Origin of the sequence: Streptomyces sp. NBC_00457, assembly GCF_036014015.1 — a bacterium.
Taxonomy (GTDB): domain Bacteria; phylum Actinomycetota; class Actinomycetes; order Streptomycetales; family Streptomycetaceae; genus Streptomyces.
In genome coordinates this window covers 5,918,396-5,932,872 of record NZ_CP107905.1, presented here as the reverse complement: position 1 = coordinate 5,932,872, position 14,477 = coordinate 5,918,396, and the positions used below count along the sequence as shown (strand labels likewise).

The window sequence follows — 14,477 nt, the reverse complement described above, 5'->3', positions numbered from 1 at the left end:
CGTCACACCATTCCTTTACGGCGTCGACAACCGCTATGGTCCCGGTCGGTGGGAGGACTTCCTCGTCCCCCGGCCATGCCCTCGGGGGGAGGGAAGGAACCCAACACAATGCCCGTACCCGTACCGCGGCAGAGAGCAGTCCCGGCCGTGGAAAGTGGTCAGGCGCCGGCCGCGTCCACAGTGCGCGGCCCCTCCAAGCAAGAGGCCCCGCGCACGGCAGAGCCGGTCGACAACTCGAGCGGCAGTGCCGCGAACCTGACCCTGCTGGTGATCGAGGACGATCCCGGCGGCTCGCCGATCGTGCCCGAACTGCTCGATTCCTCCGGCAAGCCGATCCGCATCCGCACGGCCCGCAATCTCACCGAGGCCGAGCGGCTGCTGACCGACGACGTCCACTGCATCCTGCTCGACCTCGCGCTGCCCGCGCCCGGCCGGGCCGATGACGAGGACGAGCTGGCCGTACTCAAGCACGTCCTCGAGCTCGCGCCCCGGCACGCCGTTCTCGCGCTGACCGCGTCCGGCGACACCGAGCGCGCCACCGAGGCGGTCCGTGTGGGCGCGCAGGACTACCTCTTCCGGGATGAACTGGACGGCCGGCTGCTGAGCCGGGCGATCCGGTACGCCGTGGAGCGGAAACGTTCCGACACGGCCGAGCGGCGGCTCGCCGAGGGCCGGATGCGGGCGCAGGAGAACCGGCGCCTGGAACGCGGCCTGCTGCCGACGCCGCTGCTGGAGGGCTCCTCGCTGCGGTTCGCCGCGCGATACCGCCCGGGGCGCTCGCGGGCGCTGCTCGGCGGTGACTTCTACGACGTCGTCCGCACGCCGGACGGCACGGTGCACGCCATGATCGGCGACGTCTGCGGGCATGGCCCGGATGAGGCGGCGCTCGGCGTGGAGCTGCGGATCGCCTGGCGGGCGCTGACCCTGGCGGGGCTGTGCGGGGATGAGCTGCTCGGCACGTTGCAGCAGGTGCTGGAGCATGAGCGCGCCGACGAGGAGATCTTCGCGACGCTGTGCACGGTGGATATCGCGCCGGACGGGCGGCGGGCGGGGCTGTGCCTTGCGGGGCATCCGGCGCCGCTGGTCGCTCGGCCGGGGCGGCCCGCGCGGTTGCTGCCGCATGACAACAACGGGCCGGCGATCGGGCTGCTGCCCGGTGCGCGGTGGCCGCGGACGCAGGTGGAGCTGGGGCGGGAGTGGAGCCTGATGCTCTACACCGACGGGCTGATCGAGGGGCATGTCGGTGAGGGGCGGGAGCGGCTCGGTCAGGACGGGATGGTGTCGCTTGTCCGTCGGCAGCTGTCCGAGGGGTTGGGTGGGGAGGCGTTGTTGCGGGCGGTCGTCAATGAGGTGCGGGCGCTCAATGGGGGCGAGTTGACTGACGACGTGGCGGTGTTGCTGCTCGACCGGGCGGGGTGAGCGGGGACTCGCCGTTCAGCTCCGCTGGTACGCCGTCTATCGGTCCGTTGTGGCTGGTCGCGCAGTTCCCCGCGCCCCTGACGGGGCGCTCACTCCCCCGGAGCTATTCAGCGGCCGCCGTTGTACGGGCCGTACGGGCCGTCGCTGCTTGAGCCCCTCCTCGGGCGGCCGCCTCCGGGGAGGCTGCGGATTGCCGGGCGGACGTCGACCATGTACACGATCGTGGCGATGAGGCCGATGATCGGCAGGAACGACAGGATGTTGAAGATCAGGTTCACCACGAAGGCGATCCCGAGGATGATCAGCCAGAACGGCTTGGTCTGCTTGTCGGCCGCGCGGTAGGCGTCCTCGCGGCGCGTGACGGCGTCGAAGAGAGCGAAGCCGCTGAAAAGGATCAGGGCGACGCTCAGCAGCCACATGAACCCTGCGAACCCCTGCATCAGCACAACGTCCACCACCCGAATCGGTTAGTCCCTACGCGGTCACCGTACCCGCAACCGGAAAGCCGCTACCCGCAGAACGGGCCGAGCACTCCAGGAGTGCCCGACCCGTTACGACCCGTCCGTCTTCTCCGCCTGCCTTACTTGGCCGGCGGCGTCGTCTTCTTGGCCGTGGTCTTGCGGGCGGCCGGAGCCTTCTTCGCGGCGGGCTTCTTCGCCGGGGCCGGCTCGGCCTTGGCCTCGGCGGGCTTCTCGTCGGCCTTGGGCTGGCCGGCTTCCTTGACCTCGACCGGCTCGGCCTTGGGCTCGACCGCGACGGCGAGCTCCTCGATCTCCTCGGCGGCCTCGCCGCGCCAGGTCTTCACGGCCTGCTCGCCGTGTTCGGCGACCTTCTCGTAGGTCTCGCGGGCCTTGACGGCGTACTCGGCGGCGACGCCGACCGAGCGCAGCGCGATGTCCTGGGCGGTCTCGCCGAGCTTCTTCAGGTCGGCGTCGAGGGTGCTGCCGAGCTTCTTGATGTCGGCGTCCAGCGAGCCGATGAACTCGTTGACCTTGGTCTGGACGTTCTCCTGCGTGCCCTTGACCTTGGCGCCGACCTCCTTGGCGCGGGTGGTGGCCTGCTCCTGGACGGACTTCGGGTCGGTGTTGCGTACGGCCTCGATACGGGCCGGCGCCTCGGAGCGCAGCTGCTCCACCAGGGAGGGCACCTTCTTGGCCTGCTGGAGGGCCAGGTCGGCGGTGCCGGCGGCGAAGTAGAGCGGGGTCGGGTCGCTGAGGGTCTTACGGAGGTCGTCGGTGATGGCCATGGTGATGGTCCTCCCGGGTCGCGTGCTTGAGGGTTTTGGGTCCCGCGGGTCAGTCGGCGTGGTGCTGGGTCACGTCAGCCCGCCGACTGCTGCGGGGCGGCGTCGCTGCCGCCGGCCTTGCGGGTGCCGCGTACGGCGGTGTCACCGTGCGGGGCGTCGTCATCCTGCACGTCGTCGTCCGCTATGTCCTGGAGGTCCGCGTCCATGTCCTGAGGGACCGCGCCGGCCGCCTCGTCGCGGCCTTCCTCCACCGTGGTGCCGGTCTCGAACCCGTTCTCCTTGCGGAAGGACTCGTAGACCTGGAGCAGCACCTGCTTCTGCCGCTCGTTCAGCGTGGGATCGGCGAGGATGACCGCACGGGTCTCCACCTCGTCCCGGTCCCGCTCGGCGTCGAGGATCCCGGCCCGCACGTACAGCGTCTCGGCGGAGATCCGCAGCGCCTTGGCGACCTGCTGCAGCACCTCCGCGCTCGGCTTGCGCAGCCCGCGCTCGATCTGGCTCAGATACGGATTGGACACCCCGGCGGCGTCGGCGAGCTGCCTGAGCGACAGCTGCGCATTGCGCCGCTGCTCGCGCAGGTACTCACCGAGATTGCCGACGTTGAGCGATGCCATGTCCCCACCTTGCACCACCCCCGCTAACTATTGCAAGCACCCGCTTGCAAAAGTGCGCCACACCACGCCCGTTCGGCCGTGTGACTGCTCGCGATTACTCCGTGATCACGGCGTCAGGCACGCTCTGGGCGACCATCAGCAACCAGCGAAAGCAGCCTCCCGCCCGCTTCTCCTCGTCCCCGGTCGGCATTGACAAGCGCCCTCACACCCCTCCATCATCATTCCACTAATCAGATAGTGGAATGATGGTGGTGATCGTGGAGTACCGCATCGACAGGCGGAGCGGGGTCCCCGCCTTCCAGCAGATCGTGCAGCAGACCAAGCAGGCCCTCCGGCTGGGCGTACTCGTGCCGGGTGACCGGCTGCCCACCGCCAAGGAGGTCGCCGCGACCAGCACGGTCAACCCGAACACCACCCTCAAGGCGTACCGCGAGCTGGAGCGCGAGGGCCTGGTCGAACCGCGACCGGGCCAGGGCACCTTCGTACGCCGCACGCTGGGCCGCCCCGAGACGGGCACCGACTCGCCGCTGTACGTGGAGCTGGTGGCGTGGATGTCGAAGGCGGCCGGGGCCGGTCTGGAGCAGGAGGACGTGGCCGCGCTGGTCGCGTCGGCGATGGAGAAGCAGTACGCCGCCGGGAACGTGGCGGCAACGGGGTCCACGACAACGGGGTCCACGGGGGCCACGACAACTAGGAGCACAGGTGAGTGAAGGTATGTACGCGGGGGAACCGGCGATCGAGGCGTACGGGCTGGGGATGCGCTACCGGCGGGGCTGGGCGTTGCGGGACTGCTCCTTCCGGCTCCCGGCGGGACGGATCTGCGGCCTGGTGGGACCCAACGGGGCGGGCAAGACCACGCTGCTGAGCATCGCGGCCCATGTCCTGCAGCCGACGAACGGCTCGATCAGCCTGTTCGGTGAGGCTCCTGGCTCGGTGGAGTCCGGTCGGCGCACAGCGTTCCTCGCCCAGGAGAAGCCCCTGTTCCGCCGCTTTACCGTGGCGGAGACCCTGCGTCTGGGCCGGGAGCTGAACCCCGGCTGGGACCAGCGCGCCGCCGAGGGCATCATCCGCGCGGGCAACGTGCCCTTCGACGCGAAGATCAGCACCCTCTCCGGAGGCCAGCGCACCCGCGTCGCCATCGCCCTCGCCTTCGGAAAGAGCCCCGACCTGCTGATGCTCGACGAGCCGATGTCGGACCTCGACCCGGTCGTGCGCCACGAGATCATGGGCACCCTCCTAGCCGAGGCCGCCGAGCGCGGAACCACCGTGCTGATGTCCACCCACGTCCTCGCCGAACTGGAGAACGTGTGCGACTACCTCGTTGTCGTCTCCGGCGGCGGAGTGCGCCTCGCCGGTGACGTGGACGAGCTGATGTCCGTGCACACCCTGGTCACGGGCGCCAAGGAGGGTGACGGCATGCCTCCCGCCCTCGCCCTCGGGGGCCACACCCTCGTCGAGTCCCGGACCAGCGGACGGCAGTTCACCGCGCTCATCCGCCCCGACGGCCCGGTCACCGGCCCCTGGGACATAAACGCCCCGAACATGGAGGAACTCCTGCTCGCCTATCTCCGCTCACCCGACGCACCACCGCTGATCACCCCCACCGCCCAGGTCCACGGCCAGGGGTTCGGCACCGGGGCGGTGGCGGCATGAGCACTTTCACCCGCGGCTCGACCAGCACCTCGACCGGCTCCACGAGCGACGGCAAGAACGGGACCATGAACGCGACCACCACGGAGGCCAACCGGCGCCCCCGACTCAGCGGTATGACCTGGCTGGTCTGGCGCCAGCACCGGGCCGCGTTCTGGACGATCCTCGCCGCCACCGCGCTCTCCGTGGCCTGGATCGTCTACCAGCGCGGCCAGCTGGTCGACTTCCTCGACGGTTACGGCTATCCCGGCAAGAGCCTCGACGAGGCGGACGGCAGCTTCGAGCAGTACGACGACGCGTTCTCCTTCGTCTCCACGGGTCTCCAGGCGATACCCATCCTGCTCGGTGTCTTCCTCGGCGCCCCGCTCATCGCGGGCGACCTGGAGAACGGCACCTCCAAGCTGGTCGCCGCCCAGTCCATGAGCCGGACCCGCTGGCTCGCCACGAAGCTGGCGCTGGCCGGACTGGTGGTCGTGGTGAGCACGGGCGTGTTGTCGGCGGTGTTCGGCTGGTGGTGGAACCCCGTCAAGTCCGAGATCACGGTCATGGACTGGATCTCGGGCGCCGCGTTCAACACGACGGGTCCAGTGCCTGTCGCCCTCACCCTCTTCTCCGTCTTCGGCGGGGTGGCGATCGGGGTGGTGCTGCGACGCACGCTGACGGCCATGGTGGTCACCTTCGGTTTCACCGTCGTCCTCCAGCTTGTCTGGGGCTACTTCCAGATGTCGCTCGGCAACGTCGTCACGGTCACGACGAACAAGGGTGTCACAGGCGAGAACGCGTACCCGTCGCTCCCCCACGGCGCCTACGAAATCGATCAGTCGTATGTCACCGGCAGCGGGGATCTGGTGAGCTGGGGCACCTGTTCGGAGTCGCAGACCGACGCGGCACGGCAGGTGTGCCTGGACAAGGCCGATGTCGTGGGCTGGTCGGTGGACTACCTCCCGATGTCGCAGATGAACGCCATGCAGTGGTTCGGGGCGTCGATTCTGTTCGCCCTGACCGCCGGTGTCGTGGCGTTCCTCTTCTTCTGGGGTCGTAAGCGGCTCGTCTGAGTTCGTACGCCCCGCGCCCCTTTGCGAAGGGGCGCCTCTTTCCCCCTCTGTTTCCTTGTCCCGTCCGCCGGGCTGCTTCGCCATGCCCGAAGGTCCGGAGAGAAAGGCATGCCTTGAAGCACCGTAAGAGGCGAGCGAGTGAGGCTTCCGCTCTCGCCGCGCTCGTCGCCGCCGCCCTTACCGCGGCCCTGCTCGGTGCCCCGGAATCCGGGGCCGCACAGTCCGCCGGCGGTACGGCAGGTACGGCAGGTACGGCAGGTGCCCTCGGCAAGACCAGGACAGTCACCCTCGTCACCGGTGACCGGGTCACGCTGGACGCCACCGGACAGGTCACCGGTGTGCGGCCCGGCAAGGGTCGGGAAGGCACCGCCTTCCGCATAGCGCGGAGCGCCGACCGCACCTACGTCGTCCCGCGTGACGCCGAGCGGCTCCTCGCGAACGGCACCGCCGACCGGCGGCTGTTCGACGTGACGCAGCTGGTCAAGTGGGGTTACGACGACGCGGCCCGCCCCGACCTCCCGCTGATCGTGACGTACGTCAAGGGCCGCACCCTCACGCCGAGCACGCTGTCCGCCGCCGGCGCCCGGGTCAGCCGGGACCTGTCCAGCGTCAACGGGGACGCGCTGAAGGCCCGTAAGTCCGAGGGTGCCGACCTGTGGGAGACGCTCACCGGCAGCGGGGGGACGGCGCGGGAGAGGTCGGCCGCCGCCGACCGGGTCGAGAAGATCTGGCTCGACGGGAAGGTCGAGGCGGCCCTCGACCGGAGCACCGCCCAGATCGGCGCCCCCGAGGCCTGGGCGGCCGGGTACGACGGCACGGGCGTCAAGGTCGCCGTGCTGGACACCGGGGTCGACGGCACGCACCCGAATCTGAAGGGCCGTATCGACGCGGCGAAGAACTTCTCCGAGGCGGCGGACACCGTCGACCGGGTGGGTCACGGCACGCATGTGGCGTCCACGGTCGCGGGGTCCGGCGCGCACTCCGGGGGAAGTACAAGGGGGTCGCGCCGGGTGCCCGGCTGATCAGCGGCAAGGTGCTCGACGACGAGGGCTTCGGCGAGGAGTCCGGCGTCATCGCCGGTGCGCAGTGGGCCGTCGCGCAGGGCGCCGAGGTGGTCAACCTGAGCCTGGGCGGCCCCGACAGCCCCGGTGACGACCCCCTCGAACAGGCGGTGGACGAGCTGTCCGCCGCCTCCGGCGCCCTCTTCGTGATCGCCGCCGGCAACGATGGCCCCGCCGCCGGCACCGTCGGTTCGCCGGGCAGCGCCGCCGCCGCGCTCACCGTGGGCGCGGTGGACCGCACCGACGCGATGGCCGATTTCTCCAGCCGCGGCCCGACGGCGGACGGTTCCCTCAAGCCCGACCTCACCGCCCCCGGCGTCGACATCGTCGCCGCGAAGGCCGCCGAGGGCACGGAGGGCGACCCGGCCGCCGACGGCTACGTCTCGATGAGCGGTACGTCGATGGCGACCCCGCATGTCGCGGGCGCCGCCGCGATCCTCGCCCAGCGCCACCCCGACTGGACCGGTGAGCGCATCAAGGCCGCGCTCACCGCATCCGCCAAGCCGACCGCCGGTGTCTCGGCGTTCGCGCAGGGCACGGGCCGTACGGACCTCACGCGAGCCCTCGACCAGCAGCTCACCACCAACCCGGCCACCCTCGGCTTCCCCGCCCAGCAGTGGCCGCACACCGACGACCAGCCGGCCACGAAGACGGTCACCTACCGCAACGACGGCGACCGCCCCCTCACCCTCGACCTGAGCACCGAGGCGTACGGCGAGGACGGAAAGCCCGCCGCCGAGGGCATGTTCGAGGTCTCACCGAAGCAGCTCACGGTTCCGGCGGGCGCCACCGCGACCGCCCAGGTCACCGCCGACAGCCGCGCGGGCACGGCCGACGGCTCCTTCGGCGGCGTGCTCACCGCGACGGACGGCGCGGGTACGACCGTACGGACCGGCATCGGCGTACACCGCGAGATCGAGTCGTACGACCTGACGGTCAAGCATCTCGACCTGCAGGGCAAGCCCGCCAGGCGTTCGGAGACCGAGGTGAAGGGCCTGGACAACGAGATCGGGCAGATCTACTCCGACGACACGGACGGCGAGTTCACCGTACGGCTGCCCAAGGGGCGTTACAGCCTCGAAGGCCGGATCGACACGGGCGCGACCCCCGACGCCGACTCCAACGAGCTGGCCCTCCTCCTCAACCCGAAGTTCTCCCTCACCCGTGACACCACCCTCGTCATGGACGCCCGCGAGGCCAAGCCGGTCCGGATCACCGTGCCGGACAGCAGGGCCAAGCACACCGACGCCACCCTCAACTACGGGTTCGAAATCGGCGGGGACCGGTACTTCTCCACGTACACCATGGGCGACTTCGGCAGGCTGCGCGTCGGTCAGTTCGGGGCCCGGCTTCCGGCGGGCGAGGCGTTCGCGCAGTACAACGGCACCTGGACGCGCGGCAGTACGCACTACCGGCCGACCTGGAACCGTACCGGCGACCTGTCGGGCTTCACCGCGAACCTGAAGCGCGGGCAGTTCGCCAAGGTCACGTTCGCCGCCGGTGCGCCCGCCAGGGGCAAGACGGCGACGTTCGTCGCCGCGCCGATGACTCCGGTCGGCCAGTCGGTCGACTTCAACCCCGACACGCGCTCGCTGCCGGGCGCTTTCACCGAGTACGTCCTGCCGGGCGTGCGGTGGCGGTACTCCGTCGCGCAGATCGGAGGCAAGGGCGCGGACGGCGAACCGGTGTGGGAGGCCCGCCAGTGGGTCGCGAAGCCCCGTTCGTACAGCGCGGGCAGGCAGTACACCGAGCGCTTCAACACCGGCGTCTTCGGCCCGCACCTCACCGGCCCGCTGACGGACGGCGCGGACCGCCCCGGCGCGGTCCGCGTCGGCGACACCTTCCTCGCCTACCTCCCCCTCTTCTCCGACGGCGCCGGCCATATCGGCGACTCCCCGTACAGCAGGGCCAGGAGCACCCTGTACGCGGGCGGCACGCAGGTCTTCGCCGTGGACACGCCGCTGACCGGCGTCTCGTACGAACTCCCCGCTGCCAAGCGCTCGTTCCGTCTCACCACGGACGTCTCCCGCCCCACCACGCTGTCCTCGGTCAGCACCCGGGTCACCGCCGAGTGGACCTTCACCTCCGCGCACGTCACCGGTGTCGAGCAGCGGCTGCCGCTGTCGGTGGTCCGCTTCACGCCCCGGCTGTCCACGGAGAGCACGGCCAAGGCGGGTACGCGTTTCTCTGTCCCGTTCACGGTCGAGGGCGCGGCCACCGCGCGCACCGCCCGCAAGTTGGCCTTCTCCGTCTCGTACGACGACGGCCGGACCTGGCACCCGGCGAAGGCGGTCGAACGGCAAGCGCCTCGACCTGCGTCACCCGGCGAAGGCGGGCGCGGTCTCTCTGCGCGTGACGCTCACGGACGCGGCCGGCAACACCCTGAAGCAGACGATCCACCGGGCCTATCGGACCGTCAAGTAGGCCTCTGTACACGTGTGTTGGTTGGACGCCCGGGTCGGCTTCGGCCGGCTCGGGCGCTCTTGCCGTGAACGGGACCCGCTGACCGTCGGAAAGTGAGAGGGGCCGGAGGGGAGGAGGGGAGCAGCGCCCGTATCTACCCCTGCGGCGGCCCGGAAAGCCTCTATACACACGGCGTATAGACGCTGTGTATAGTGCGCGCCATGACGGAGACCTACCTGCTGTCGATCCGCACGGCAGCGCTGCTCTTCCCGGCGATCGCCTTACTGACGTTCGTGCCGACGGCGATCGTCCTCTACCGGCGGCACGGCGTCATGACCCGCTGGCGGGTGCTGTCGGTGTACGGCGGCGCGTACTACGCGCTCTCCGCCTTCTGCATGACGGTCGTGCCGCTGCCATCGCCGTCGGTGGACGTCTGCGCGGCATACCCGTCCTTCCGTGAGCCGCAGTTGACGCCAGGCACCGCCTTCGCCGACATCTGGAAGGAGGCCCACCACCGCGTCACGCTCGACGCGCTCGTGCTGCACAACTCGGCCGTCTGGCAGACCGCGTTCAACCTGCTCCTGCTGCTGCCGCTCGGAGCGTTCGTAAGGATCCACTTCCGGCGCGGGCTCGCCGCGGCCACGATCACCGGATTCGCGGGATCGCTGTGCCTCGAACTGACCCAGTACAGCGGGCTGTGGGGTCTCTACGCGTGCCCGTACCGCCTCTTCGCCGTCGACGATCTCATCGTCAACACGGCGGGCGCGGCCCTCGGCTGGGCGGCCACCGGACCTCTTGCCCGGGCCCTGCCCGACCTGGACAGCCTGGACGACCGCGCGCTCGCCCCGCTCGCCACCGGCAAGGTCCCCTTCGGCCGCCGCCTGGTCGCGCTGCTGCTGGACGTGACGGGCGTCGGCCTGCTCACCAGCGGCGTCGCGGGCGTCGCGTACGTCGTGCTCGGTGCGGAGACCGTGCTGTGGGTGCCACCGGTCGTCCTCGGACTGTGGTTCGTCGTCGTACCGTGGCTAACGGGCGCGACGCCGGGCAAGCACGTACTGCTGCTGCACCTGGTCACGGCCGACGGCGGACGGCCAGGGCCCGCCCGGCTCGTCCTGCGCGCCGCGCTGCTGGGTCCGCCGTTCGCGGTCGTATGGCTCGCCGCGGGGGCGATCCTTCCCGACTACGCGGCCTCCCCTGCCGACGCCTCCGCGCTCATCGAGATCGCGGGCCAGGTCGGCTACCGGGACGTGGCCTACAGCCTGGCCGCGGATCCGGTCGCCGGGCTCGTCCTGCTGCTGTCCCCGGCCGCCTGCCTGGCTGTGATCGGCGCCTACGCGAGGGCGGTACGCCGCCACCCCGAGGGCCTCGGCCTGCACGAGCTCCTCTCCGGCGTCCGCAACCGCGCCCTCCCGCACGCGCGGGCGCGGGAGGGCGCGGGGACCTACCGCAGCGCCGAGATGTCTGCACCGTTTGAGGAACACCGCACTAGGCAGCCTGGCGAGCCCGCTCGGCGCTCACCGGAGGCCGGACGGCCGCCCGCGCATTCCGGCCGCGCTTGGTCAGACCCCACGGCTTCAGGATCGAGATCACGGTCATGAAGACGTAGGCGGACAGGGAGACGATCGGCCCCATCACGATGTCGGTGGTGTCGGGCACGGACCCGGTCTCGGCGACTGCCGTGACCGTGGCGCCCAGGCCGGGGCGCAGGGCGAAGGCGGTGGCGGTGATCGTGGCCAGGGTGAGCCAGAACTTGACGTAGACCCAGCGGTGCCGTGCGAGCCCCCACTGGGTGCCCAGGGACAGCAGCAGGCCGGTGAGGAGCGTGAGGAACGCGGCGGGAAGCAGCAGCCAGTCGGCGAACAGCTTCATGGCCCGGACGGATGCCTCGGCGGTCACCGCGGACCCGGTGGTGATCGCGGTGACCGCCAGCGCGAGCAGCCCGAGCGTGAGCCCGAGCCAGCTCGCCGAGGCGACGACATGGACGACGACGGAAGCCCGGCGTGCGGGACGGCTCAGCTTCAGGCTCTGGTTCATGTGAAACACGGTGCCGGGCGGGGACGGCGAGGTCGTCCGACAGCGGGAGTAACCCCGCGTACTAGCGTCGGCGTACCGGAGAGGCCCCTCCCACCCTGTCCCGGAGTACCCACAAAAAAGTGGGTACTTGGCAGCGCGCGGCCCTCGGGCGAGGCTGAAGTCGCGAGGTCAGGAGGCGCGGAGCCGGTCCAGGCGGCGGTGGCCCCAGTCGGAGAGGGGAGCGAGGAGTTCGGAGAGTTCACGGCCGAAGTCCGTCAGGGAGTAGACCGTCTTCAGCGGGAGTACGTCGTGCACCTCCCGGTGCACCAGACCGTCCGCCTCCATCTCGCGCAGCGCCTGGGTCAGCACCTTCTCGGTGAGCCCGGGCAGCCGGCGCCGCAGTTCGCCGGGCCGCTGCGGGCCTGATTCCAGCAGCCACAGCAGGGTCGGCTTCCACTTGCCGTCGATCACCGCGATCGCGGCGGTCACTCCGCACACATTCGTGTCCTGAGCACGGCTGCGCGTCATCCTCGCCCCCTTTGTCATCAATTACCGCACATTTTACGGGAGTTGAAGCATGTCTACATACGACGACCAGTCCGCCGTCACCGTCCTCGGTCTGGGTCCGATGGGCCGGGCCCTGGCCGGTGCCTTCGTCGACGCCGGTCTGCGGACCACCGTATGGAATCGCACCCCGGGCAGGGAACGGGAGCTGGTCGAGCGCGGGGCGTCGGCGGCCGGGTCGGCGGAAGAGGCGGTGGCCGCGAGCCCGCTCACCGTGGTCTGCGTGGTGAACTACGACGCCTCCGACACGATCCTCCGCGAGGACGCCGTCGCCGCCGCCCTCAAGGGCCGTACCGTCGTGAATCTCACCGCCGACACGCCGGCCCGCGCCCGGGACACGGCGGAGTGGGCCGCCGCGCACGGCATCCGGTACCTGGACGGCGCGATCATGACCGCCACGCCGGACATCGGAACGCCCGAGGGCGTCTTCATCCTCAGCGGCCCGAAGGAGCTCTACGACGAGCACCAGCCCACCCTCTCCGCCCTGGGCGGCACCCACACCCACCTCGGCGAGGACATCGGCCGCGCCGCCGCCTACGACATCGCCCTGCTCGACATCTTCTGGACGGCGATGGCGGGCTACGCGCACGCCCTCGCGGTGGCCCGCGCCGAGGGGATCACCGCCCGTGAGCTGGCGCCCTTCGCGCAGGGCATCGGCGCGATCCAGGGGCCCCTGTTCACCGAGTTCGCCGCCGACGTCGACAACGGCACCTACTCCGGCGAGATCAACCCCATCACCTCCGCCGCCTCCACCATGGCGCACATCGTCCACACCGCCGAGGGGCACGGCATCGACGCGAGCCTGATGCGCGTCACCGAGGGCCTGGCCCGCCGCGTCATCGCCGAAGGGCACGGCACGGACAGCTTCATGCGCGTCACCGAGCTTCTGGGCCGCACCGCCCGCTGACCCACCGCCGCAGCACCCGGAAGTCCGCGTCGGTCAGCCCGTACCGGTGATCCACACGATGCAGCAGCGCCCGTACGGGGTGATGGGCGGCCACCCACTCCCGGTCCACGTCGGTGATCTCGTCGTCGACCCAGACGAAGGGCCGCCCGTCCGCCCACGCGACCAGCGGCCGGGTCTTCCAGTGCAGGCCGCGCGGCTTGCCCTCGCCACCGCCCGGCCAGTCGACCAGCGGCAGCGGGGGCAGGCCGAGCCAGGGCGCCAGGCACTCGTTGGCGTCGTCCATCCAGGTCGTGGCCCACACCAACTCGCAGTCCAGCGCGGTGAGCCGGGCCCCGAGCCCGGGATCGACGCGGGGCAGCAGCGGATGGCCGGCGCCCTCCGGCAGCGCGAACCGTGCCTCGTACTCCGGGTAGGGCCAGGTCGCCCCGAACGGGATCAGCGTCCCGTCCACATCGAGGAAAAGGAGCATCGTTCAACAGGATCGGACAAATGCGCTTGCCGCGCATCCTCTCCCCCGGTTAACGTCCCGTCCATGACTGCCGGGTCGGCCTTGTGCCGTGAGCGAGTTGGGTGCCCGGCCTCTGAGTGAGGCCGGCGCGGGCGAGAGGCCCGCCGCTTCTTTTTCTTCGCCGTATCTCCCGCCCATGCGATCCGCATGGGACATCAGCGATCGAGAAAGAAGTGAGAACACCGACGCATGCCCAATGACTTCAACCAGCAGATCATCGACGAGTTCCGCGCCAACCACGGCGCGGTCGGCGGCTACTTCGAAGGCGCCCGCCTCCTGCTGCTGACCACCACCGGCGCCCGCACCGGCGCCCCGCACACCACCCCCCTCGGCTACCTCCCCGACGGCGCCGAACGCGTCCTGGTCATCGCCTCGGCCGGCGGCTCCTCCCGGCACCCCGCCTGGTACCACAACCTCCGCGCCAACCCCCAAGTCACCGTCGAGAGCGGCGCGTTCACGTATCCCGCGCGGGCCGTCGTCCTGGCGGGCGAGGAACGCGACCAGGCCTTCGCGCGGGCCGTCGAGGCGGAGCCGGGCTGGGCGGCGTACCAGGAGAAGGCGGGCCGCGTGATACCGGTGGTCGCCCTTTACGAGATCGAGCAGGACGGCCCGCCGAACATCAGGGCGGGCTCCCTCGGCGAGGCGATCAAGGTCATCCACGACGGCTTCCGCCGTGAACTCGCCCTGATCCGCAAGGAGATGGCCGACGGCGCCGCCCTCGGCGCCCAGCTCCGCGTCAACTGCCTCACCTTCTGCCACGGCCTGCACTACCACCACACCGCCGAGGACATGGGCATGTTCCCGGTCCTCGCCGACCGGCACCCCGAGGCCGCCCCTGTCCTGGCCCGGCTGCGGGAGGAGCACGAGCGGATCGCCGAGCTGGTGGAGGAACTGCGCGCCGCCGTGTCCGCCGGGTCGGACGCGGGGTCCGCTCACGCGGAGGTGGAGCGGCTGGCGACGGAGCTGGAGGAGCATCTGACGTACGAGGAAGAGGAGTTGATCCCGCTGCTGAGCGCTCCGCTGGAAACGCCGTGATG

15 protein-coding genes are annotated in these 14,477 nt (G+C 70.7%); 9 read left to right on the top strand and 6 right to left on the bottom strand.

Annotated elements, in window-relative coordinates; genetic code table 11:
* The first annotated feature begins 108 nt into the window (after nucleotides 1-108).
* Nucleotides 109-1,419, top strand: coding sequence for a PP2C family protein-serine/threonine phosphatase (locus OG828_RS27050; RefSeq protein WP_328362151.1), 1,311 nt, complete (start codon nucleotides 109-111; stop codon nucleotides 1,417-1,419).
* Nucleotides 1,420-1,526: 107 nt separating this feature from the next.
* Here the strand turns inward: OG828_RS27050 and OG828_RS27045 are convergent, their stop codons facing one another.
* From OG828_RS27045 to OG828_RS27035, 3 genes are all read right to left on the bottom strand, one after another.
* The gene (locus tag OG828_RS27045; RefSeq protein WP_210577780.1) at nucleotides 1,527-1,859 is read right to left on the bottom strand and encodes a DUF2516 family protein; all 333 of its coding nucleotides are present in this window, start codon (nucleotides 1,857-1,859) and stop codon (nucleotides 1,527-1,529) included.
* Between the two features lie 140 nt (nucleotides 1,860-1,999).
* Nucleotides 2,000-2,665 carry a hypothetical protein gene (locus OG828_RS27040; protein ID WP_328362148.1) on the bottom strand — a complete coding sequence of 222 codons (666 nt, stop codon included), beginning with the start codon at nucleotides 2,663-2,665 and terminating at the stop codon, nucleotides 2,000-2,002.
* A 74-nt stretch (nucleotides 2,666-2,739) separates the two neighbouring features.
* Nucleotides 2,740-3,279 (bottom strand): helix-turn-helix domain-containing protein, encoded by a 540-nt coding sequence (locus OG828_RS27035; protein ID WP_328502561.1) that lies wholly within the window; start codon nucleotides 3,277-3,279, stop codon nucleotides 2,740-2,742.
* Between the two features lie 242 nt (nucleotides 3,280-3,521).
* Here OG828_RS27035 and OG828_RS27030 point away from each other — a divergent pair, with 242 nt between their 5' ends.
* The 6 genes from OG828_RS27030 (at nucleotide 3,522) to OG828_RS27005 (ending at nucleotide 11,046) form a co-directional block, all read left to right on the top strand.
* A complete protein-coding gene (locus OG828_RS27030; RefSeq protein ID WP_328439966.1) occupies nucleotides 3,522-3,989 on the top strand; it encodes a GntR family transcriptional regulator in 468 nt (155 codons plus the stop codon).
* 4 nt (nucleotides 3,990-3,993) lie between these two features.
* Nucleotides 3,994-4,932 carry an ABC transporter ATP-binding protein gene (locus OG828_RS27025; protein ID WP_165256977.1) on the top strand — a complete coding sequence of 313 codons (939 nt, stop codon included), beginning with the start codon at nucleotides 3,994-3,996 and terminating at the stop codon, nucleotides 4,930-4,932.
* On the top strand, nucleotides 4,929-5,984 hold the full coding sequence (locus OG828_RS27020; RefSeq protein WP_328502560.1) for an ABC transporter permease subunit: 1,056 nt from the start codon (nucleotides 4,929-4,931) through the stop codon (nucleotides 5,982-5,984). Before OG828_RS27025 ends, OG828_RS27020 begins: the two co-directional genes overlap by 4 nt.
* A 113-nt stretch (nucleotides 5,985-6,097) precedes the next feature.
* Nucleotides 6,098-7,006 (top strand): S8 family serine peptidase, encoded by a 909-nt coding sequence (locus tag OG828_RS27015; protein WP_328502559.1) that lies wholly within the window; start codon nucleotides 6,098-6,100, stop codon nucleotides 7,004-7,006.
* Nucleotides 7,007-7,017: 11 nt separating this feature from the next.
* Complete coding sequence (locus OG828_RS27010; protein ID WP_328502558.1) at nucleotides 7,018-9,537, top strand: S8 family serine peptidase; 2,520 nt, start codon at nucleotides 7,018-7,020, stop codon at nucleotides 9,535-9,537.
* A 132-nt stretch (nucleotides 9,538-9,669) separates the two neighbouring features.
* Complete coding sequence (locus OG828_RS27005) at nucleotides 9,670-11,046, top strand: VanZ family protein (protein WP_328502557.1); 1,377 nt, start codon at nucleotides 9,670-9,672, stop codon at nucleotides 11,044-11,046.
* On the opposite strand, the gene OG828_RS27000 is transcribed toward OG828_RS27005, so the two are convergent.
* The gene (locus OG828_RS27000) at nucleotides 10,934-11,482 is read right to left on the bottom strand and encodes a DUF2269 domain-containing protein (RefSeq protein ID WP_328502556.1); all 549 of its coding nucleotides are present in this window, start codon (nucleotides 11,480-11,482) and stop codon (nucleotides 10,934-10,936) included. The two genes, OG828_RS27005 and OG828_RS27000, sit on opposite strands and share 113 nt — an antisense overlap.
* Before the next feature lie 168 nt (nucleotides 11,483-11,650).
* Nucleotides 11,651-11,989 carry a winged helix-turn-helix transcriptional regulator gene (locus OG828_RS26995; protein ID WP_328362127.1) on the bottom strand — a complete coding sequence of 113 codons (339 nt, stop codon included), beginning with the start codon at nucleotides 11,987-11,989 and terminating at the stop codon, nucleotides 11,651-11,653.
* 49 nt (nucleotides 11,990-12,038) lie between these two features.
* Here OG828_RS26995 and OG828_RS26990 point away from each other — a divergent pair, with 49 nt between their 5' ends.
* Entirely contained in the window at nucleotides 12,039-12,932 is an 894-nt protein-coding gene (locus OG828_RS26990; protein WP_328502555.1) for an NAD(P)-dependent oxidoreductase, read from the top strand.
* Here the strand turns inward: OG828_RS26990 and OG828_RS26985 are convergent.
* Nucleotides 12,901-13,401, bottom strand: a complete 501-nt coding sequence (locus OG828_RS26985; protein WP_328439960.1) for an HAD domain-containing protein — start codon at nucleotides 13,399-13,401, stop codon at nucleotides 12,901-12,903. The two genes, OG828_RS26990 and OG828_RS26985, sit on opposite strands and share 32 nt — an antisense overlap.
* 228 nt (nucleotides 13,402-13,629) lie before the next feature.
* Between OG828_RS26985 and OG828_RS26980 the strand changes: the two genes are divergently transcribed.
* Nucleotides 13,630-14,475, top strand: coding sequence for a nitroreductase/quinone reductase family protein (locus OG828_RS26980; protein ID WP_328439959.1), 846 nt, complete (start codon nucleotides 13,630-13,632; stop codon nucleotides 14,473-14,475).
* The last annotated feature ends 2 nt before the right edge of the window (nucleotides 14,476-14,477 follow it).

Excerpts from the sequence above, each read along its gene's own strand:
- OG828_RS27050 (WP_328362151.1), top strand. The coding sequence starts at position 109 with ATGCCCGTACCCGTACCGCGGCAGAGAGCAGTCCCGGCCGTGGAAAGT.
- OG828_RS27045 (WP_210577780.1), bottom strand. The coding sequence starts at position 1,859 with ATGCAGGGGTTCGCAGGGTTCATGTGGCTGCTGAGCGTCGCCCTGATC.
- OG828_RS27040 (WP_328362148.1), bottom strand. The coding sequence starts at position 2,665 with ATGGCCATCACCGACGACCTCCGTAAGACCCTCAGCGACCCGACCCCG.
- OG828_RS27035 (WP_328502561.1), bottom strand. The coding sequence starts at position 3,279 with ATGGCATCGCTCAACGTCGGCAATCTCGGTGAGTACCTGCGCGAGCAG.
- OG828_RS27030 (WP_328439966.1), top strand. The coding sequence starts at position 3,522 with ATGATGGTGGTGATCGTGGAGTACCGCATCGACAGGCGGAGCGGGGTC.
- OG828_RS27025 (WP_165256977.1), top strand. The coding sequence starts at position 3,994 with ATGTACGCGGGGGAACCGGCGATCGAGGCGTACGGGCTGGGGATGCGC.
- OG828_RS27020 (WP_328502560.1), top strand. The coding sequence starts at position 4,929 with ATGAGCACTTTCACCCGCGGCTCGACCAGCACCTCGACCGGCTCCACG.
- OG828_RS27005 (WP_328502557.1), top strand. The coding sequence starts at position 9,670 with ATGACGGAGACCTACCTGCTGTCGATCCGCACGGCAGCGCTGCTCTTC.
- OG828_RS27000 (WP_328502556.1), bottom strand. The coding sequence starts at position 11,482 with ATGAACCAGAGCCTGAAGCTGAGCCGTCCCGCACGCCGGGCTTCCGTC.
- OG828_RS26995 (WP_328362127.1), bottom strand. The coding sequence starts at position 11,989 with ATGACGCGCAGCCGTGCTCAGGACACGAATGTGTGCGGAGTGACCGCC.
- OG828_RS26990 (WP_328502555.1), top strand. The coding sequence starts at position 12,039 with ATGTCTACATACGACGACCAGTCCGCCGTCACCGTCCTCGGTCTGGGT.
- OG828_RS26985 (WP_328439960.1), bottom strand. The coding sequence starts at position 13,401 with ATGCTCCTTTTCCTCGATGTGGACGGGACGCTGATCCCGTTCGGGGCG.
- OG828_RS26980 (WP_328439959.1), top strand. The coding sequence starts at position 13,630 with ATGCCCAATGACTTCAACCAGCAGATCATCGACGAGTTCCGCGCCAAC.